Source organism: Brevibacterium senegalense (assembly GCF_000285835.1).
Lineage (GTDB): Bacteria > Actinomycetota > Actinomycetes > Actinomycetales > Brevibacteriaceae > Brevibacterium > Brevibacterium senegalense.
The window spans coordinates 554,576-572,239 of sequence record NZ_HE978601.1; the positions used below are offsets into that span (position 1 = coordinate 554,576).

The window sequence follows — 17,664 nt, forward strand, 5'->3', positions numbered from 1 at the left end:
CCGTCTCAGTCCTTTCCGGTCGGCGGCGGTGCCGGCGGCGGGGTCGGCTTCGGCGCACGCGGCTCCGGTTGTGCCGGGCCGGGACCCGCAGTGGGGGTCTTCGGCTCGGCCGGAGGCGGAGCCTTCGGGGTCGGGGTGGATGAGGGCTGGGGTGTCTGGGCAGCCGGAGGGGATGTTGCGCCGGTCTGCCCGGCGCTGTCGGCGGCGGTCTCGGCCTGGTTGCCGACGGCCGTGCCGGCCTTCGGTCCGGCGGTCGCCGCGTCCTTGGCGACCTTCCATGCGATCACCGCTGCCGCGGCCGGACCCGCCGCCGCAGCACCCGCACCGGCTCCCGCGCCAGCACCTGCTCCGGCGCCGCCGCCTGCCCCTGCGCCGGCTCCGGCGGACCCAGCCGCGGTGCTGGTGCCGCCAGCCGCACCGGTCGCGCTTCCAGATGCCTGAGGTGTGGAGGTCTTGGCCTGGGGCGGGGTCTTTCCGCCGCCCCCAGCGTTCCCGCTGCTGCTGCCGCCGCTGTCGTTACCGCCGCTGCTGGTGTTGCCGTCGAGGACCTTCTTGGGGCCGTCGCCGGCCGGTTGCGTGGGGGTGGGGACGGGCCGGTTGAGGGCCTGTTTGGCGTCTTGTTCGGAGCCGATCGCGTGGTACATGTCGAAGCCGATGAAGCTGATGAACTTGTAGGTCAGGTAGGGGGCGAACGCGGCCATCGCCATCAGCACGATCCCGGCGAGGGGGTCGCTGATCGAGGACAGGTCCGCGTCGATGGGTGCCGAGACCTGGGTGATGGCGACGAGGAACATCACGACCAGGACGAGCTTGGAGCAGATCAGCGCGATGACGAACATCGCCCACTTCCCGATCCACCCCCTGCTGGCGTCCCAGGAGGCGCCGGAGAACGCCAGGGGTGCGAACACGATCGCCACCAGCAACAGCGCCTTGCGCACGAGCAGCGACAGCCACACGATCCCGGCGGCTGCGATCGCCAGGCCGGCGAGGAAGATCGTGATGATCGCCCCCACCCCGGGCGCGGCGATGTTGATCCCGACCAGACCCGCGGCCAGCAGGGTGATCTTGTCGCCCATGGACTCGGTGGTCTCTCCGGCGGCCTGGATGATCCCGACACAGAGCTGGTCGACGATCTCCAACAACAGGGCTGTCAGGGTGATCACCACGAATGAGCCGAGCACGGACTTCGCCAATCCGAGGGCGGCTCGGGACAGGGCGGTGGGGTCGCGGCGGAGCAGCCCGGTGAGCAGTTGGAGGCAGAAGAAGATCAGCATCACGAACACGGCGATGCCGAACAGCAGGTTGTAGACCGCCACATATTCCGGAGACGTGACGTCGACGAGGGTGGTGGTGTCGAACACGGACCAGACGGCCTCGAACAGCCAGCCGGCGGCGGCGCCCATGGCTTGGGCGAGCCAGTCGAACGGGGCTGCGACCAAGCTCGCGGCGGCTTCGCCGGCGGTGTCGCACACGGTCGAGATGACGGGGATATCGCACACACCCACCGCGATCACTCCTTCCAGGGGTCGAGACGGCGGGTGGTGTCAGACCTGCTGGCCGACGTCCCAGAAGAAGTTGATCAATGTCACGCTTGCGCCGCAGATCACCGCGGCCCCGCAGCTGACGAGGACCCCGACCTTGCCGCGGCCGGCCAGGTGGGGGTTGGAGGAGTTGGCGCCGAAGCCCCACACGATGGCGGAGATGATCAGGGCGAGGACGGACAGGATCAGGCCGATGGTCATGACCGCGCCGACGATGGTGCGCAGTTGGGCGATGCCGGGCAGGCCGTCATCGTTGGGAGTGATGTCGACATCCATCGGCAGCAGGGCCGGCAGAGCGGTGATGAGATCGAACACGGTGAGTCTCCTGACAAGCGGAACCCGCCCTACGGAGCGGGGAACACGGATGGGTTCGCAGATCAGGTGCACGCCCACCCCCAGCTGCGCTTCGTAAGGTGAGAGGCATGGAACGTGTTCTGGCCGCCAGCGCTGTCATCACCGATCCGACCGGGCGGGTGCTGCTCGTGCTCCGTGGAACCGAACCCGAGCAGGGCTGCTGGTCCGTGCCTGGCGGGAGCGCCGAGCCGGGCGAGACGCTGCCGGAGACCGCCGCACGTGAGGCATTTGAGGAGACCAGGCTGCACGTCGCCATCGGCGCGGAACTCTGGACGGTCACGATCCCCACGAGTGACGGGCGCACGTTCGAGGTGCGTGACTTCGCCGCGACCGTCACCGGCGGCACGCTCATTGCGGGAGACGATGCCGTGGATGTCCGTTGGTTCAGCCCGTCCGAACTGGATGAGGTCCCGCTGACCAGTGACCTGCGCGGATACCTCACTCGCGCGGGCATCATCACCCCCGCGTGACCCTGAATGGCGGGTCAGAATTGTTGGCCGAGGTCGATGAGCCAGTTCATCCAAGCCACGCCGGCACCGGCGAGGATCGCGGTGCCGAGGGCAACGAGGACACCGGTGCGGCCCTTGCCGGCGGCGCTGTAGTTGCCGTTCGCGGCGGCAATCGCCCAGATGATGGCCGAGACGATCAGCATCAGGACGGCGGTGATAAGCACGAACATCAGCAGCGCGCCGATCACCGCGCGCAGGTCGCCGATCCCGCCGAGCCCATCGAAGTCGGGGAACACGTCCATGCCGTTCAGCTCCCGGACCGGACGGTGATGTGGAGGTGGTCGTAGTGTCCGCCGGTGACGTCGTCGGGGTCGTGCATGCCGCCGCCGTTGTAGGCACGCCACCCCTCGGCGTCGCGGGCGGCCGACCAGATGCGGCCTTGCCAGATCAGGTATTCCACGCCGAGGACCTCGGCGTGGTCCTTCATCCAGTTCGTCACGGCCCAGCCGGTTTCGAGCTGGTCGGGGGTGGGGTGCTGGCCGATGGTGTTGCCGAACGTGAGGTCACAGGCCCGACCGAGGGGGTGCTCGGAGCGGGTGCCGGGCCGGGGTGAGTAGCACGCCCAGGAGGTGTCGGGGAACGCCGCGATCCCCTGGGTGTAGACGTGCAGCATCCGGGCCGTGATCTGCCCATCCGAGGTGGGGTCGTCCACGAGTGCGTCCGGTTCGCCGTCGACCGGATCCGGGTCGCCACCCGGCGTGCTGGTGGCGGGGTCGCAGCGGGCGGGAGCGCCGGTGCCGGGTTCGGGCAGGTCGGCCGCGTCATGCGCGTTGAGCCAGGCGGCGGGGTCGGTGTGCTCACCGTCGGTGCCGCCTGTGCGGACCTCGAAGTGCAGGTGCGGGCCAGTGCTGTTGCCGGAGGAGCCGATGTCGCCGATGTGCTGACCGGCGGTGACCTGGTCGCCGGCGATGACGTGGATGCCGTGCTCCCACATGTGCCCGTATGCGGTCGCCACCGTCTGCCCGTCGATCTGGTGCTCGACGACGACGAGGCCGCCGTACCCGCCGGAGAACTCGGCGACGGTGACGGTGCCATCGGCGGCGGCGAGGATCGGAGTGCCGTCCGGGGCGGCGAAGTCGGTCCCGGTGTGAAACGAGTTCTCCCCGGAGATCGGATGGACCCTCGGCCCGTATTCGCTGGTCAGCACCCAGGTGCCCTCCGGCACCGGGAAGACCACGCGGGAGGACTCCGCCGCGACCGATTGCACTGCCGGCACCGTGGTGGCGCCGGCTGCGGGGCTTGCGCTGGTGGTGAGGGTGGTGAGGATGGTTTCGGCGACGGGCTCGTAGTTGCGGTACCGGTCGGGGTAGGCGGAGACTTCGACGGCTTGGGCGGCCTCTCCTTTGTCCATCTGTTCCCAGCCGGGGATGTCCAGCAGCCCGCGCGGTGAGGGGTGGTTCGGTCCGTCGGGTCCGCCGAAGAACGCCCGCGCCTGGTAGACGGGGTCCATGAGGTCGGCGACGGTGCCCCACCCGGATTGGGGGCGCATCTGGAACAGGCCGAGCGAGTCGTTGTCGGAGCCGTCACCGTCGTTGGGGTAGTTCGCCGACTCCGGGTAGACGCTGGTGTTGGACAGCATCCGTAGGGTGGACTCGGTGAGCGCGGCCATCAGCGCGATGACCAGCCCGTCGCGGGTCACGCCGTCGATGCCGGAGCCGATCTCGATGATGGTGGCCGCATGGGTGAGTTGCTGACGGTTCAGGGTGAAGGTCTCACCGTTGGCGGTGGTCACGGTCAACGCGTCGGGGACGTCCCCGACGGTGACGTTCGTGCCGGTCACGGTGCAGGTGGCCGAGGCGGCCGGGTTCATCACCAGACCGACGCCGATCAGCCCGAGCGAGGGGCCAAGCAGCACCAGAGCCAGGGCGACGATACCGAGCTTCTTCAACACGACAACGCCCCCGTTCAGCGCAGGGGGTTGTCGAGCTGGGACAGCCGCAGCAGGTGGCAGGTGTCGTAGGTCGGGCCGCAGACGAGGAACACGGTGAACGCCACCGGATGCTCGGAGGTGACGGCCTGCTCGTTCCAGACCCCTTCGCGGTGGCGGGTGCCCTCGATCGTGTACGCGATCGTGCCCTCGGCGAGCTGTCCCGGCTGGGCCTGCGCCACGGCGTCATCCCAGGCGTCGGGGACGTAAACGTTGTCGATGGTCAGGTGCTGGGTGGTGGCGTACTGGCGCAGTTCGATCCACGCCTCCCGGGAGGGGAGGTAGGTGGCGATGTCGGCGGCGAGCCCGGCCTGTTCCGCACCAGAGGGGTCACCCACGGCGAGGACCACGGCGGTGTAGTCCAAGGGCATGAACCCGCTGGCGGTATCCCAGCTGAACAGCGCCGTGGCGACATTGCCCGCGAACGTCGCCGGGTCAGCTGAGGGCCGCACCACGGGCAGGCGGGGGGTCGTGGTGGGCGCCGGATGGGTGGGCACGGTGATAATCGGCCCCGGCCTGCTGCTGTCATCGCTGCTGGGCGCGGTGCTGGTGGATGGTCCGGTGATCAGGCCGTAGACGCCGATCCCGGCGAGCACGAGGACCGCCACGAGCGCGGCGAGCACCGCGATCATGCGGTGGCGGGAGCGGGGATCGGACAGGCCAGGAGTCTTCATGCCCCGTAGGTGCACCACCGCATCCGAGCCAGCGAGGTGGCTATAGGGCGCGTAGGTGGCCCCGGCCCGGCATGGGGTCATCGCCGCGCAGCCGGTCGCGCGCGGCGCGCAACTCCTCGGCGAATCGGCTGGTGCCCTCGGCGGTGGCGAGGAAGGAGTCGATCTGCTCGTCGTTCAGCTCGGCGGCGAGCTGGTCGAGGTCGTAGTGGGTCCACCACTCGGCCAGCTCGCTCCAGGTGAGCACGAACGCCCGCACCGGATACCGCACTGGCTCACCATCACCCTGACCCGCAGCCGGGGTAGGCCGTGGCGTGTGTCTCTTCGGCGTCGTGGCCTTGATGCGGGCCAGGGCGTCGGCGGCGAGCTGGTGCAGGTCCGCGTCGCGGTCACCGCGGGCGGTGTCGGCCAGTTCCCGGATCTGCCGGTAGAGCGGGTCGACGGGGTTGCCGGCGTCGATGCGTTCCAACGCGGTCGCCGCCTGCTGGCGTAGTTCGTCGGGTTGGGCGGGGTCTTCGGCGATGTGCTGGAGGTAGCTGATCTTGTCCAGCGTCTTGTAGGACGCGGCACCGGGGATCATCCGGGCGGCCTGTTCGCTGGTCCGACCCTGGTCGGACGGTGTGGGAAATTTTCCCGCACCGTCGTCTCCGGGCTGCTGCTGCGCGCTGAACTGGGTCGCGGCCTGCCGGCGGGCGGCATCCTCGGCCATCACCTGCTTCAGCTCCCGGTACAGGGCGGCGGCTTCGAGCTGGGTCAGCGGCTTGTGCAGGACGTTGTCGTCCTGCTCGGCCAGGAGGTGGCCGAGGCGGTCGGAGATGCCCGAGCGGACCCAGACATTGACGCTCTTCCAACCGAGCTGCTGGATCGCGGCCAACCGACGGGCCCCGCAGACGAGGACGCCATCAGGGGTGATGGTGATGGGTTGGAGCAGGCCGTCACGGTCGATGGAGGCGGCGAGGGCGTCGAGGTCGCCCAGCTCGGTACGGTGCCGCTTGCCGACCTGGATCGAGGCGACCGTGCGCTCTAGCTCGATGAACCCCGCCGGCGCGCTCATCGTGACCCATCCCCGCGGGGATCGTCGGCATCGTCGTGGTTCTGACGGCGGCGTGGGGCGGCCAGGGAGACCGAGAGCACGAGGTCGTCGTCACGCAACAACACCGGCAGGCTCTCGCCGATCAGCAACCGCAGCAACATGCCGCGCCCGGTGCCGGTAGCACTGTAAGCGGGGTGCGGGTGACCCAGCAGCGCCTTCAACAGCGCCGTCCAGGAGTGGCCGGGGATGTCGAGCAGGGCGCGGGCATGCTTGTCGCGTCGCAGCGACTCGTAGGCGGCTTGGCGGGTGCCGGCCCGGGTGAGCGCCCCGCACACGTGCTCGACCGCGGCCCGCGCCGTGTCGGCAGGCCAATCCAGGAGGGTGAACAGCGCGATCGCGTCCTCGACGGCCGAGCCCGCCGAGGTGCTGGCCCGCTCCGACGCCGGCGACTCGTCGGTGGCGTCCGCTGCGTTGATGGCGTCGGCGGCGGCGGGGATGTGGAAAGCGGGGTGGTAGTCGGTCAGCGGCGTCTCCCGGTCGGAGAACCGCTCCGGGTCATGGAACGCAGAGATATGCGGGCGGCGCGCCTGGTGGACCGAGCACAGCAGTCCTTGGGCGCGTTCTTCGAAGATGCAGGTGATCCGCACCGCGTGCGTGATGACCGCCCACGGATCGTGCCCCTCGCGGGCTGCCCGGGTGCGCATCACGTCGAATGCCGCCGAGGCGGCCTCCCACGGGTCCAGCCCATGCTTGCGCGCCAGCGGCGCGTACTTCTGCGCGGTGAAGGCCATCAGCTCCGCCGCTTGCGCGTCGTGCTGCCAGGTGTTCCGCCCGCCGTGGTGGAGCCGGTGCAGCAGGGCGCGCAGGCCCTCACCGGTGGTGAAGTCCGCGCGGTCAGCAGCTGCCGCTGGGGCGGTGGTGGGGTAGGCGTTGTCGGTCATGGTCAGGGCACCTCCTGACAAGCAGGTGCACACGCCGTCCCCACGCCCCGTTTCTGCTGGTTTCCGCATCGCTTGTCACCGCCCTCCTCAGCCCATCCCGACACCGGGCCGGGACTGCGCGGCCTGCCCCGTGCTGCCGCGGCCGAACGCCGACAAGGGCGGCAGCCGACGTGCCCGCTCACCCAGGTGCTGGGCGCCGGCGGCGATGGGGGTGCGGGTGCGGCGGGCCAGCTCGACCTCGAAGTCGATGCCGCGCCCCGCCAGCGCGGCGCCGTGGCGGGCGATGAGGTCCGTGGGCCGTACCCACTCCACACCCCGCGCGCGCCTCGCCTCCGCTGGTGTGTTCCGTTCGGTTTCGCGTCGGTGGGAGGCCCGTGCTGCCCGGACCGCGTCCGGTGCCTCGGACTTCTCGACAGCCTCCGCCGCCGGGCGCGCGGAGTCCTGCTCAGGTGCCCGCTTGTCGGCGTCGGGCCGTCGCGGATCGTGGTCGTGTGCGGAACTCATGGGGTCGCCTCCTCGACATCGGTGCTGTCGGGAAGGTGCGCCGCGGTGAACCAGCGCCCCACGGTGGAGGGATGCACGCCCAGTTCCCGGGCGATCTTCTTGTTCGACCACCCCTGCCCGCGCAGCTCCGCTGCCCGGATGCGCCGATCCCTGAGGACCGCCCGGGGGCCGACCGACGGCTCAGCGCCCTCACCTGCCCATGCCTGCGCCATGTCAGATGTCAACGCCGTTTCCATCGCTTCCGGCGTCGCCGCCGGCGACGCGACGACCACCCGGTCCTCCGCTGACTGTTCCGCTCCCAACTCCGGCGCCGGCACCCCGCTCCAGCCGGATTCCTCAACGGACGCGGACATGTCACTGGACACGGCGTCGTCGCGGGACACGGATGCCTCGGTGATCCGTTGTGGTCGGGTGAGGATGACGGTCAGGTGAGTGATGGCCAGCAGCACCACCGGTGGTACCGCGGCGACGGCCGCGGCCAGCACCCCGGGGACATCGGCATCCGCGGCGACGACGGCGTGGAGGGCGTTGGCGGTCACCGACACAGCAGCCCCGCCGATCAGCAGCGCCCACGGATACCACGCCGACCGCTGCCCGGCCAAGGCGACGACCGCGACGGTGGCGACCACGATAATGCCGTCGACGATCAGCGGCCACGCCCACGCCTGCGAGCCGCCGACCCCGGAGCGAGCTGCGAGATCGGCGAGCGCGGTGAATGACAGCCAGAACGCGCCGGCGGCGATGAACACGGTCCCGGCCACCGCGGTGACCACCGCCCAGTGCCGGCTCCTCTGCCCGGTGCTGGCATGGACGGTCATGACAGCCCCCGCACCGGAGGAGACGGCCGCACGGTCGCCTCCCGACTGAACCACCCGTCCATTGCCGGCGACGAGCCGTCCTGTACCCGCGAGGAGGTCTGGGGGCGGGGTTGGACGGTGCGGTAGGCGGAGCGGACGGTCGCGGTGATCTCTCGCTCGCCCAGTCCCGCCTCCGTGGCCGCGGCCGCGAGCACATTAAGGGCTTCCGGCGCCGGGATGTTGTTCTCTGCCAGGCGACAGGCCGCCCAGAACAGGCCTCGGTTCCGTTCTCCTTCGCCGCGGCCGGCGACCCACGCCGCCAGGCGCGGCAAATCCGCTGACCGTTCCACCTCCCGGCCCGACCTGGCAGAGGGCGCGGGCCGAGGGTCGAGGAACGCTCGCAGCCGGTCGGAGTCGAGCACCGACGTCGCCCCGCTGTTGATCCGCCGCACCCGGTAGCCGGCGCTCTTGCCGCCGGTGGACACCGTCGAGGGCGGGACGACGATGTACCCACCGTCACCCCGGAAGTCGATCCCGGCGCGCGCGGCCTGCCACGACCGCTGTTCCCGGCCGGGTGTGGCCGGGTAGTAGGCGTGCATCCCGGACGAGGGCGTCACGACGAGAAGCTGCCACCCCGACACCAGCCCCGCCCGGTGGGCGCGCTCGAACGCCCGGTATCCGTCGACGGGCCCGTGCACGTCGACATCGACCACCACCACCCCGGACGCCGCGCCGGTGGGCACGGCGAGATTCGCCTCCGGATGCTCACGCCACCACGCCGTGATCTGTCCGAGGTCGGTGGTGGCGTCGTGGAAACCATGCGTCGTCAAGGGACGCTTGCCGCCGGGCAGGCACGGGAACACCGGCACCCCCGCGGCGGCCAGTTCCCGCGCCACCACCGAGACCGGCCGCGGGCCGGCGCTGCGTCTGAGCACGCTGGCGACAGCGTCCACCGCGGCCGTCACAGTTCCCTCGCCTGGGTCGTCGCGGTGACCGTTCGGGGCTCGGGCTCGGGCAGCGGCGTCACCCGGCCCGGCGTCCGGGCATCGTGGGTCGGCTGCGTGCGGGCGGTCTCCTCGCGCTGTGGTGCGTCGCGGTCCAGGCCGGGCGGGGCGCCGTCGGTCACCTGTGCGGTGTCGAGCCGGTCCAGGATCGCCAGTGCCGTCTTGCGGACCCGCTCCCCGGTGGCTTTGACGATCTCGCCGGGCTCTTTGCCGTCCACCCGCGCGGCCCACGTGGACACGTAGGGGATCGTGTACCCGGAGGTGTCCATGCCGTGGGCGGCGCCGATCATCAGCGCGACCGATTCCGCCTCGACCTCCCCGATGCCACGATGCTGACGCGCCTCGTCGTTGTCGGGGCCGTGCAGCAGGACGTGACCCAGTTCGTGGGCGAGCGTCTTCACCTGCGCGGCGGGGTCCATGTTCTCCCGGACCGCCACCGTTTTCGCGCTGTAATCGGTGACGCCGTTGGCGCCGTGGATCATGCCCTCGTGCGGCACCCGCAGCACCGCAAACCCCTGCGCGCGCACGTGGTCGGCCAGCCCGTCCCACAGACCGGTGGGGGCTTCGCCCTCCAACAGCGTCGGCGCCGGAGGCTCCGGAATCGGCTCGCCGGAGGTCTGGGAGGCGTCCCACACGTAGGCAGGCTTGGCTGTGATCATCTTCGACCGAACCACTTCGCCCGGCCGGGGCTTCTCACCCTTGCCGAGGCGCCGCCACGACTCCGCATCCGCTGGGTTCGATGAGGCGAACCGGCCGGTGACCGGGGCGAGAATCTGATACCCAGCCTGCCCTTTCTCCACCTGCCGGCCCAGGGTCTGCCACTGCCGGTACCCGGCCACATACGACGGCACCGGCTCCGGCACCCGGCCGACCTCATAGGCTGCTTGGTGCTGGGTCCAGATCAACAGCGTGTTCGAGAACGATCTGGCCCTGAAGCGTGCCGCGAACGCGAGCGCCCGCGCCCAATCCTCCCCGGAGACAAGCTGCTCGACGGCGCCGGTCAGTTTCTCGTGCAGCTCGTCGAGCTTCGCTTCCCGCGCCGCCTGAGAGTTCTCCCGTGTCGTGGCCATCGTCGCTGTCTCCTCCCGCTACCCTGGTCACCGGGCCGAACAGGCTCGGTGACCATCAGGTACGCCGGGATCACCAGCACGGACGAGACGGACAACGACGCGGTGACCGTCAGGCACAGTGGTAAACCCGACGAGTCCTTACCGGACTACCAACTGGAGGCTCGGCAGGGTGCCGAGAAGGGCCGATGATGCCGATTCGCGTATCGAAAATGCGCTAATGCGAATCATCCGATCAGGCGGCGTCTGGCCGTGCGGAAGTTACGAACCTGGATGTCAGGTCGCCGTGTTCTGGCGGCTGAGGCGGCGGTAGCGGGTGGGCGTGATGCCGACGGCTTGGCGGAAGAGGCGGGCGGCGTGGCCGCGGCTGTGCCAGCCCACCTGGACCATGACCTGCTCGATGGGCAGGTCGGTCTCGCGCAGCAGCCGAGCCAGGTGCTCGACGCGCAGCGTCGTGAGGTAGGTCATCGGGGTCTTGCCGTAAGCGTCGGTGAAGACCCGGCCGAGCTGGGACGGCGAGAGGTGCACCGCGGTGGCCAGCTCGGGCAGGGTCCATCGTCGCGCCGGTTGCGCGCCCATCAAGTCAGCGGCCTGCTGGACCTCAGCCCGCAGCGCGGTGAAGTGGCGATGACGCGGCATGCCGGGGTGGGTGGCCTGGCGTTGCGTCGCAGTCTGGCGCACCGGGGTGGTGGCGACGTAGGGGGTGATCACGTCAAGCACGGCGAACAGGAGTGCCTGGAGGCGGTAGAAGCGCTCCGGTGCGGGCCCGGCGAGGCTGAGCGCGACCAGTTCGTCCAGCCATGGCATCAGCATCCCGGCTCGGTTTTCACCGATCCGCAGAATCTGGGCAGGTTCGGAGTACCGCTCGTCCATGAAGTCCTGCGCCTGCCACCGGTCGGTGAGGAATGCGGCGTGCTGCCAGAACACCTGATCGATCACATAGTCGCGGTCAAGGTACAGCGTGGTGACGGTGATCGAGCCCTCGGGTTCGCTCCCGCACAGGGTGCTCGCCCCGAGCATGACTACGTCGCCGATGGCGACGTGCTTCTCGCCGAACTCACTGAGCAGGATCGCCGAGCCGTGCCGAATGAAGATGAGCTTCACGCAGTCGTAGGCGACCGGCCCCACCGGGCGATGAATCGATCGGGTGCGGGCCAGGACCGGCAGGAACCGCTCGTGGCCAAGGTCCTTCACCATTGGCCACCGTTCAGCTCTGATCTGCGGAGCGCGTGGGTCCCCGGTGAACGGGGCCACCGGTCGGGGTGTCTTCTGGCCGGTCCGGGGCGAGCAGTCGTGCGTCTCGCACACTGCATCCGGAGAGGGCACCACTGAGTCCGCGGGGACTGATGGCGACCGAGACGATGGCGGCGATTCCCAGCAGTGGGCTCAGCAGCGCGATCGGGAACCCAAGGAACAGCCCAGTGGGGATCGCTCCTTGCACGACCAGCGCGCGGGCGAGGAGTCGGGTTCGTGAGCCGTTCTTCGGGACCGGTGCGAGGTAGACGGTGCGCTGCCCAAGCGACGCGCCGGTGCCGATCAGTGCCGGCACGACGACGGTGAGCATCGCGGCCAGCCAGGCACCGAGGAAGATCGCCTGTTGCAGGTCCAGCATCTGCTCGGGCGTCAGGGCCTCGCCCGGTCCTCCTTGTGTGATGGCGTAGATGGTCGATCCAAGCGTCCCGCCGAGCACGGCGGCGAGCACGAGGTACCAGGCGTCGATGAGCATCCCCAGGACGCGGCGACCGCGGGTGACTGGACGCGCGCGATCGCGTCGGGCGAGCAGGTGGGCTTTGGTGGACAGCAGCCGCGGGGTGATCTTCTCCAGCCCGATGCCGATGATTGCGCCGGTGGTGTTGGTGATCAGGTCGGTGGTGTCGGCGAACCGGTAGGGGCATGGTGCCAGGCCCCAGTTGCCGGTGAGCTGGGTCAGCTCGATCAGCACCGAGGTGCCCAGCGCTGCGGCCAGGACGACGCCGCGGGGCCATTCGCAGACGCGGCGCACGATCATCCCGAAGGGGACGAACAGCACCATGTTGAGCGTGAACTCCCACACGAGCCAGTCGCTGGCGACTGCCATTGCGCCTTGGGTCCGGATGAGGTCGATGAGTTCGCGCGGGAACCGCAGCGGGTCCAACAGCGGTTCGGTGGCGTGGGCGGCGCAGTATCCAGGGGTGAACTCCGGCAACGGGAAGACCGTGAAGGCGACGATGGCGGTGGCGTAGATGAACCCGGCGGTGGTCCACACCATCCGCAAGGCATCGAACCGGCCGTAGCGGCGGTACTGCCACACCAGCAGCGGCAAGAACAACACCGCCGACACGAGCAGGCCGACGAGGATCGAGCCGAACACCTGCGCTGTCATCGCAACACCTCACACTCAGCGCGGATGGTCAGGAGCCGAAGATGAGACGCCGGATGTGGTCGATGACGTCGTGGAGTTCGTCGTAGTCGCGAATGGCCGGGTCGGCGACCACGACGTTCCACATGGTGGCGAGACCTGCGAGCAGGGCGAACAGCACGACGGAGACGATCAACCCCGTCACGGCGACGCCGGACCCACGGGTGGAGCCGCGCAGCCCGATCCAGGCAGCGACGATGCCGCCGCCGGCCAGGAGTGCGGGAATGAACCCGATGTAGGGGATAAGGATCAGCACCGGTGTCATCACGAGCGCGATGGCGCAGAGCGCGAGAGCGGTGATGCCGTGTGCGGTCGCCGACCGGCCGATGGTGGCGGGGGCGACTTGCTCGTGCTGGTGGACGGGGGTTTCCTGTGGGAGCTTCTCTTGCGACATGGGTTCTCCTTTTGGACGAGGTGGTGTTCAGATGCGGGTGTCGCGGCGGTCGAGGATCGCCGCGCTGACGGTGACCACCGCGGCGAACAGCACCACAGCGGCCGTGAGGATCGCGGTGACATCGCCTGCGGTGACGCCTCCGGTGTCGGAGAACGTGCCGGTGCCCAGTTGGGTTGCTCGGGTGACCAGGGCGTAGGGGGAGACGATCGCTGCGGTGCCGCCGAGCATGAGCACAGCTACCGAGATTCCGGCAGCCACGAGGCCGACGGCGATCGGGGCGGCGAATGACCGCATCAGCATCGACAGCGCCGATTGCAGCGCCGCCAGCGGGAGGCACGCGGCCATGATGAGCAGGCTGATGCCGAAGTACTGGACCGGCAGCATCCCTGGCAGGCCGAGGACCGCCTTCCCCATCACGAGGATGGCGACGAGCATCACGGGTTGCATGGCGGCGGCCAGGAACCCCACTACGACCGCCTTCGCGGTGACGATCCGAAGCGACGGAGTCGGGCCGCTCATGAGTGCGTTCCAGTTGCTGCCGCGGTGCTCGACACTCCACACGAGAGAGGCGAGGATCGCGATGCCGATCGCGAGCGGAAATAGTCCGTAGAAGACGATCGAGCGCTGCCAGAGGGTGTGCCAGCCGTTCTGGAGGGGTTCGCCGGATGCGAGGGTGTTCGCGGCAGCGGAGATCACCAGCGCGATCGGCAGCAGGATGACGATCGCCCAGGTGAGCGAGCGCTTGAGCTTGAGGAACTCGGAGTGGATGGCTCCCATGTCAGGCCTCCTGACGGTCGAATCGAGCAGTGATGACGAGGAACAGTGCGGCTCCGATGACCGCCAGCGCAGCGATGCTCGGATACGACAGCGGGAGCGCGACGATCTCATCGCCGGCGTAGTCGGCGGCTTCTGCGAGCGAGTAGTAGCCCCACGGCGTGACGTGCGCGAACACCTCGGGCAGGCCCTTGGCAAACACCGCAATCAGGGTGCCGATCACTCCGATGCCGAGCGCGACCAGCTGGTTCTCGAGCTTCGCGGAGATGAGGATGTGCAGGGCGAGCAGGACGAGGTTGACGACGAGCATGCAGGCGGTGAACCCGGCCCAGTGCCCGAGCGGGACCGGCGCGGTGATCCCCGCCAGCAGTCTCCCGACAAGGAGCGCCAGGAGGCTCACGCCCACGGTCGCCACGGTCACGACGACGCCGAGCGCGACCGCCTTCGCCCTGCACACCGCGCCCGGCGTGAGCCCCGAGGCGGCCTGCAGGAGCCAGCCGTTGCCCTGATGCTCGATATCGGTCTGCCGGGAGGCGAGGACCGCGATCAAGAGCGGCGACACCATCGGGATCGCCAGCGACATGCCGGCCAGGAGCGCATTCCACGCCTCCTCCGAGTCGGGGTCGAAACTCGGGCTCGAAATGAGCGTGAACAGCGAGAGCCCGAGCACGGCAAGCACCATGACCAGGGCGACGAGCCCGACTCCGAGATGCCGCATCTTGGCGAACTCGTTCACCATGGCGCGCGCGTTCACAGCCCACCTCCGGCGGTGAGGTGCATGAACACGTCTTCAAGCGTCTGCTCGTCGCGGCGCACTCCGAAGATCCCGATCCCCTCATGGACCAGCCCTGCGATAGCTCCGGCCGTTTGCCGATCATCCAGGGCCGGTACAGCAACCTCTCCGGCGTCGGTCATACGGCCGTTGAACGAGGTCAGTTTGGCGACGGCAGTTCGCGGATCGGAGCAGGTGATGATGACGTCCGGGGCTGAGGCGGTCATCAGCTCGGCCCGGGAGCCCTGGAAGATCATCCGGCCCTGGGACAGGATGCCCAGCATGTGTGCGGTCTTGTCGATCTCGCCGAGCAGGTGGGAGGAGACCATGACGGTGACGCCGTCGTTCGCGAGCCGGCGCAGCAGGGTGCGGATCTCGTCGATGCCTGCCGGGTCGAGACCGTTAGTAGGCTCGTCGAGGATCAACAGGCGGGGCTGGCGGGCCAGGGCCAGCGCAATGCCGAGGCGTTGTTTCATGCCCAGGGAGTAGTTGCGGACCTTCTTGTCCATCTGGTCTTGGAGGCGCACCGTGTGGACCGCGAAGTCGATCTGCTGCTGGTTCAGGCCCAGCAGGCGCTGGATCAGCCGCATGTTCTCCGCGCCGGTGAGGTGCGCGTAGCCGGGCGGTGATTCGATGAGCGAGCCGATACCGGCCAGCAGCTGTCGCCGAGTGGCGCGAGTCATCGGCTGGCCCATCACCTGCACCTCGCCATTGGTGGGCTGGATCAGGGAGAGCAGCATCTTCATCGTGGTGGACTTGCCCGATCCGTTCGGGCCCAGGAACCCGTACACGCACCCTTCCGGGATGCGTAGGTTCAGGTCCTCCACGACGGTGCGCGTGCCGTAGCGTTTGGTGAGACCTTCTGTGGCGACGATGTAAGACATGCCATCCACTGTCGCGAGATCGCGAAGCGGAATCGTCTCGCTACAGGCATATCTTGCGCGTATGCCTCAGGTGATACAGCGGCGTCGGCGTATGCCTGAAGTGATACGCGGAAGGCTGCGGTGCGTCAGTGGTCGCCGGCCTCCACGAGCCCGCTCTCATAGGCCAGGACAACGGCCTGCACTCGGTCCCGCAGGCCGAGCTTGGTCAGGATGCGCCCGACATGGACCTTGACGGTTCCTTCCGTGAGAACGAGCTGAGCGGCGATCTCTGCGTTGGACAGCCCGCGCGCGATCAGCCGCAAGACTTCGTGCTCGCGCGGGGTCAGCTCCTCAAACCGGTAGCCATCCCGCTCGGGCTCAGCTCCAGTCGGGCGGGCTCGGGTGAAGTGGTCGAGCAGCCGGCGCGTGGTACTCGGAGCGACCACCGCGTCCCCATGGTGCACGTGACTGATGGCGGCGGCGATGTCCTCCACCGGAGTGTCCTTGAGCAGGAACCCGCTGGCGCCGGCTTGGAGTGCGTCGTAGGCATACTCGTCCAGGTCGAAAGTCGTCAGGATGAGCACCCGTGGCGCGTCGTGCCGGGCGCGGATGCGGCGGGTGGCCTCCACGCCGCTCATCCGCGGCATCCGCACGTCCATCACGACCACATCCGCCTCGACGCTACGCAGGAGGTCGAGGGCGGTGTCCCCGCCGTCGGCCTCCCCGACGACGTCGATCTCCGGCCGGGATTCGAGCACCATCCGGAATCCCATCCGGATCATCTCCTGGTCATCGACCAGGACTACACGAATGCTCATGGCTCACTCCTGACTGGCAAGATCGCAGCCACCTCGAAACCACCGCTTGGTCGCATGCCGGCACGCAGTGTGCCCCCGTAGGCCATGACGCGTTCCCGCATTCCGACCAAGCCGTGGCCGGCCGGCTCGTCGCCAGGGGTGTCATCGAACCCCTGACCATCATCGGTGACCCGCACTTCCACCTCGGAGTCCCCGTAGCGGAGCCGGACCTCCACAGCGCTCACCGAGCCGGCGTGCCTGTGCACATTCGTCAAGGCTTCCTGCACGATCCGATACACCGTCAGGTCCAGGCCAGCAGTCAGCGACACCGGTTCGCCCTCAATCGTCAGAGTCACGGGGAGGCCGGTCGTCTTCGCGTCCGCCACGATCCGCTCCAGTTGCGCGATTCCGGGCTGCGGCGCGTGCGAGCCGGGTTCGTCGTCACGCAGGACACCCAGCATCCGGCGCATTTCAGCCAGCGCACTGCGGCCCGTGTCCCGCACTCCCAATATCGCTGACTTCGCCCGCTCCGGCTCGGTGTCCACCTTCGAGGCCGCGCCCTCGGACATGATGACCACGACGCTGAGGCTGTGGGAGACGATGTCATGGATCTCCCGGGCGATCCTGGCCCGTTCCTCGGCCACCGCGATCTGCGCCTGCGCTTCCCGCTCGCGCTCCAGCTGATGGGCACGCTCCTGCAAGCTCGCAACGTAGTCGCGGCGAATCCGCACCAGCGTGCCCCACGTCCAGACCAATGCGATCAGCGCGATCAGGGACAACAGCTCGCCGATGTCGATGAAGTTCTCGCCGAGCCGAGGTAGGACCGCACCGAGCAGCCAGATCACCACGGCAACGGCAACGGGGAAGGAGACCAGCCAGCGGTACCGTGTCGCGACGTTGTACACGGCGAGCAACAGCATGAAGTCGGCGGCGATGATCGGCGCGCCCAGCACCAACTGCACACACGCCGCGGTCAGCATCACCGCAAGCACGGCCAGCGGGTACCGGCGGCGCAGCAGGTATGGAGCGCACAAAGCGACCGAGACCAGGATCAGCCCGGCAAGGCGCGGACCATCATCGACATACACCGGCAGAATCGGCAGGTTGTAGACAAACACCGCCAGCGCGACCAGCACATCGAGCAGCCATGCCCGGTCACGCAACCACGACCCCGGCGCCCGCGGCAACTCCGGCTGTTCAGTGGTCGCGTCTGTTGTGCCCCTCCCGGTGGCAGTGCTCGCGCTGCTCATTCCTCACAAGGCTACCGCCACGCTGGGACGGGGACACCTTCCGCTCTCCAGATCGTCGACGTGAGCCA

20 protein-coding genes are annotated in these 17,664 nt (G+C 69.1%); 1 reads left to right on the forward strand and 19 read right to left on the reverse strand.

From position 1 onward, the window contains the following. Positions 1-5 precede the first annotated feature (5 nt). Together HGBR_RS20420 and HGBR_RS05660 are read right to left on the reverse strand one after the other, a co-directional pair. Entirely contained in the window at positions 6-1,505 is a 1,500-nt protein-coding gene (locus HGBR_RS20420; protein WP_019158358.1) for a hypothetical protein, read from the reverse strand. Between the two features lie 39 nt (positions 1,506-1,544). Next, a complete protein-coding gene (locus HGBR_RS05660) occupies positions 1,545-1,856 on the reverse strand; it encodes a DUF6112 family protein (protein WP_019158359.1) in 312 nt (103 codons plus the stop codon). Between the two features lie 107 nt (positions 1,857-1,963). Between HGBR_RS05660 and HGBR_RS05665 the strand changes: the two genes are divergently transcribed. Next, a complete protein-coding gene (locus tag HGBR_RS05665; RefSeq protein ID WP_019158360.1) occupies positions 1,964-2,365 on the forward strand; it encodes an NUDIX hydrolase in 402 nt (133 codons plus the stop codon). 14 nt (positions 2,366-2,379) lie between these two features. Here HGBR_RS05665 and HGBR_RS05670 read toward each other — a convergent pair whose 3' ends face one another. The 17 genes from HGBR_RS05670 to HGBR_RS05755 all read right to left on the reverse strand — a co-directional run bounded on the left by HGBR_RS05670 (position 2,380) and on the right by HGBR_RS05755 (position 17,596). Further along, entirely contained in the window at positions 2,380-2,646 is a 267-nt protein-coding gene (locus HGBR_RS05670; RefSeq protein ID WP_019158361.1) for a DUF6112 family protein, read from the reverse strand. A gap of 5 nt (positions 2,647-2,651) precedes the next feature. Continuing rightward, positions 2,652-4,295: a M23 family metallopeptidase gene (locus HGBR_RS05675; RefSeq protein WP_019158362.1), complete on the reverse strand. Its 1,644-nt coding sequence runs from the start codon at positions 4,293-4,295 to the stop codon at positions 2,652-2,654. 14 nt (positions 4,296-4,309) lie between these two features. Next, positions 4,310-5,005 (reverse strand): hypothetical protein, encoded by a 696-nt coding sequence (locus tag HGBR_RS05680; RefSeq protein WP_019158363.1) that lies wholly within the window; start codon positions 5,003-5,005, stop codon positions 4,310-4,312. A 40-nt stretch (positions 5,006-5,045) separates the two neighbouring features. Beyond that, complete coding sequence (locus HGBR_RS05685; protein ID WP_019158364.1) at positions 5,046-6,056, reverse strand: ParB N-terminal domain-containing protein; 1,011 nt, start codon at positions 6,054-6,056, stop codon at positions 5,046-5,048. Beyond that, a complete protein-coding gene (locus HGBR_RS05690) occupies positions 6,053-6,976 on the reverse strand; it encodes a hypothetical protein (protein ID WP_019158365.1) in 924 nt (307 codons plus the stop codon). Before HGBR_RS05690 ends, HGBR_RS05685 begins: the two co-directional genes overlap by 4 nt. Before the next feature lie 87 nt (positions 6,977-7,063). Beyond that, entirely contained in the window at positions 7,064-7,480 is a 417-nt protein-coding gene (locus HGBR_RS05695) for a hypothetical protein (RefSeq protein WP_019158366.1), read from the reverse strand. Then, complete coding sequence (locus HGBR_RS05700) at positions 7,477-8,298, reverse strand: DUF2637 domain-containing protein (RefSeq protein ID WP_173390435.1); 822 nt, start codon at positions 8,296-8,298, stop codon at positions 7,477-7,479. The genes HGBR_RS05695 and HGBR_RS05700 overlap by 4 nt, the downstream gene beginning before the upstream one ends. Beyond that, positions 8,295-9,242, reverse strand: coding sequence for a bifunctional DNA primase/polymerase (locus HGBR_RS05705; RefSeq protein WP_019158368.1), 948 nt, complete (start codon positions 9,240-9,242; stop codon positions 8,295-8,297). Before HGBR_RS05705 ends, HGBR_RS05700 begins: the two co-directional genes overlap by 4 nt. Continuing rightward, positions 9,239-10,351 (reverse strand): ArdC-like ssDNA-binding domain-containing protein, encoded by a 1,113-nt coding sequence (locus tag HGBR_RS05710; RefSeq protein ID WP_019158369.1) that lies wholly within the window; start codon positions 10,349-10,351, stop codon positions 9,239-9,241. Before HGBR_RS05710 ends, HGBR_RS05705 begins: the two co-directional genes overlap by 4 nt. 273 nt (positions 10,352-10,624) lie before the next feature. Then, positions 10,625-11,545, reverse strand: a complete 921-nt coding sequence (locus HGBR_RS05720; RefSeq protein ID WP_019158371.1) for a helix-turn-helix domain-containing protein — start codon at positions 11,543-11,545, stop codon at positions 10,625-10,627. A gap of 10 nt (positions 11,546-11,555) precedes the next feature. After that, positions 11,556-12,710, reverse strand: a complete 1,155-nt coding sequence (locus tag HGBR_RS05725; RefSeq protein WP_019158372.1) for a VanZ family protein — start codon at positions 12,708-12,710, stop codon at positions 11,556-11,558. A gap of 28 nt (positions 12,711-12,738) precedes the next feature. After that, a complete protein-coding gene (locus tag HGBR_RS05730) occupies positions 12,739-13,140 on the reverse strand; it encodes a hypothetical protein (RefSeq protein ID WP_019158373.1) in 402 nt (133 codons plus the stop codon). A 27-nt stretch (positions 13,141-13,167) separates the two neighbouring features. Continuing rightward, entirely contained in the window at positions 13,168-13,917 is a 750-nt protein-coding gene (locus tag HGBR_RS05735; RefSeq protein WP_019158374.1) for an ABC transporter permease, read from the reverse strand. A 1-nt stretch (position 13,918) separates the two neighbouring features. Next, a complete protein-coding gene (locus tag HGBR_RS05740) occupies positions 13,919-14,668 on the reverse strand; it encodes an ABC transporter permease (protein ID WP_019158375.1) in 750 nt (249 codons plus the stop codon). After that, complete coding sequence (locus HGBR_RS05745) at positions 14,665-15,570, reverse strand: ABC transporter ATP-binding protein (RefSeq protein WP_019158376.1); 906 nt, start codon at positions 15,568-15,570, stop codon at positions 14,665-14,667. The genes HGBR_RS05740 and HGBR_RS05745 overlap by 4 nt, the downstream gene beginning before the upstream one ends. A 125-nt stretch (positions 15,571-15,695) precedes the next feature. Further along, positions 15,696-16,367, reverse strand: coding sequence for a response regulator (locus HGBR_RS05750; protein WP_019158377.1), 672 nt, complete (start codon positions 16,365-16,367; stop codon positions 15,696-15,698). Beyond that, complete coding sequence (locus tag HGBR_RS05755; RefSeq protein WP_019158378.1) at positions 16,364-17,596, reverse strand: sensor histidine kinase; 1,233 nt, start codon at positions 17,594-17,596, stop codon at positions 16,364-16,366. Before HGBR_RS05755 ends, HGBR_RS05750 begins: the two co-directional genes overlap by 4 nt. Positions 17,597-17,664: the final 68 nt, after the last annotated feature.

Bases quoted from the DNA above. Each gene is read 5' to 3' on its own strand.
- HGBR_RS05665 (WP_019158360.1), top strand. From the start codon at position 1,964: ATGGAACGTGTTCTGGCCGCCAGCGCTGTCATCACCGATCCGACCGGG.
- HGBR_RS05670 (WP_019158361.1), bottom strand. From the start codon at position 2,646: ATGGACGTGTTCCCCGACTTCGATGGGCTCGGCGGGATCGGCGACCTG.
- HGBR_RS05680 (WP_019158363.1), bottom strand. From the start codon at position 5,005: ATGAAGACTCCTGGCCTGTCCGATCCCCGCTCCCGCCACCGCATGATC.
- HGBR_RS05685 (WP_019158364.1), bottom strand. From the start codon at position 6,056: ATGAGCGCGCCGGCGGGGTTCATCGAGCTAGAGCGCACGGTCGCCTCG.
- HGBR_RS05690 (WP_019158365.1), bottom strand. From the start codon at position 6,976: ATGACCGACAACGCCTACCCCACCACCGCCCCAGCGGCAGCTGCTGAC.
- HGBR_RS05695 (WP_019158366.1), bottom strand. From the start codon at position 7,480: ATGAGTTCCGCACACGACCACGATCCGCGACGGCCCGACGCCGACAAG.
- HGBR_RS05700 (WP_173390435.1), bottom strand. From the start codon at position 8,298: ATGACCGTCCATGCCAGCACCGGGCAGAGGAGCCGGCACTGGGCGGTG.
- HGBR_RS05710 (WP_019158369.1), bottom strand. From the start codon at position 10,351: ATGGCCACGACACGGGAGAACTCTCAGGCGGCGCGGGAAGCGAAGCTC.
- HGBR_RS05720 (WP_019158371.1), bottom strand. From the start codon at position 11,545: ATGGTGAAGGACCTTGGCCACGAGCGGTTCCTGCCGGTCCTGGCCCGC.
- HGBR_RS05725 (WP_019158372.1), bottom strand. From the start codon at position 12,710: ATGACAGCGCAGGTGTTCGGCTCGATCCTCGTCGGCCTGCTCGTGTCG.
- HGBR_RS05730 (WP_019158373.1), bottom strand. From the start codon at position 13,140: ATGTCGCAAGAGAAGCTCCCACAGGAAACCCCCGTCCACCAGCACGAG.
- HGBR_RS05735 (WP_019158374.1), bottom strand. From the start codon at position 13,917: ATGGGAGCCATCCACTCCGAGTTCCTCAAGCTCAAGCGCTCGCTCACC.
- HGBR_RS05745 (WP_019158376.1), bottom strand. From the start codon at position 15,570: ATGTCTTACATCGTCGCCACAGAAGGTCTCACCAAACGCTACGGCACG.
- HGBR_RS05750 (WP_019158377.1), bottom strand. From the start codon at position 16,367: ATGAGCATTCGTGTAGTCCTGGTCGATGACCAGGAGATGATCCGGATG.
- HGBR_RS05755 (WP_019158378.1), bottom strand. From the start codon at position 17,596: ATGAGCAGCGCGAGCACTGCCACCGGGAGGGGCACAACAGACGCGACC.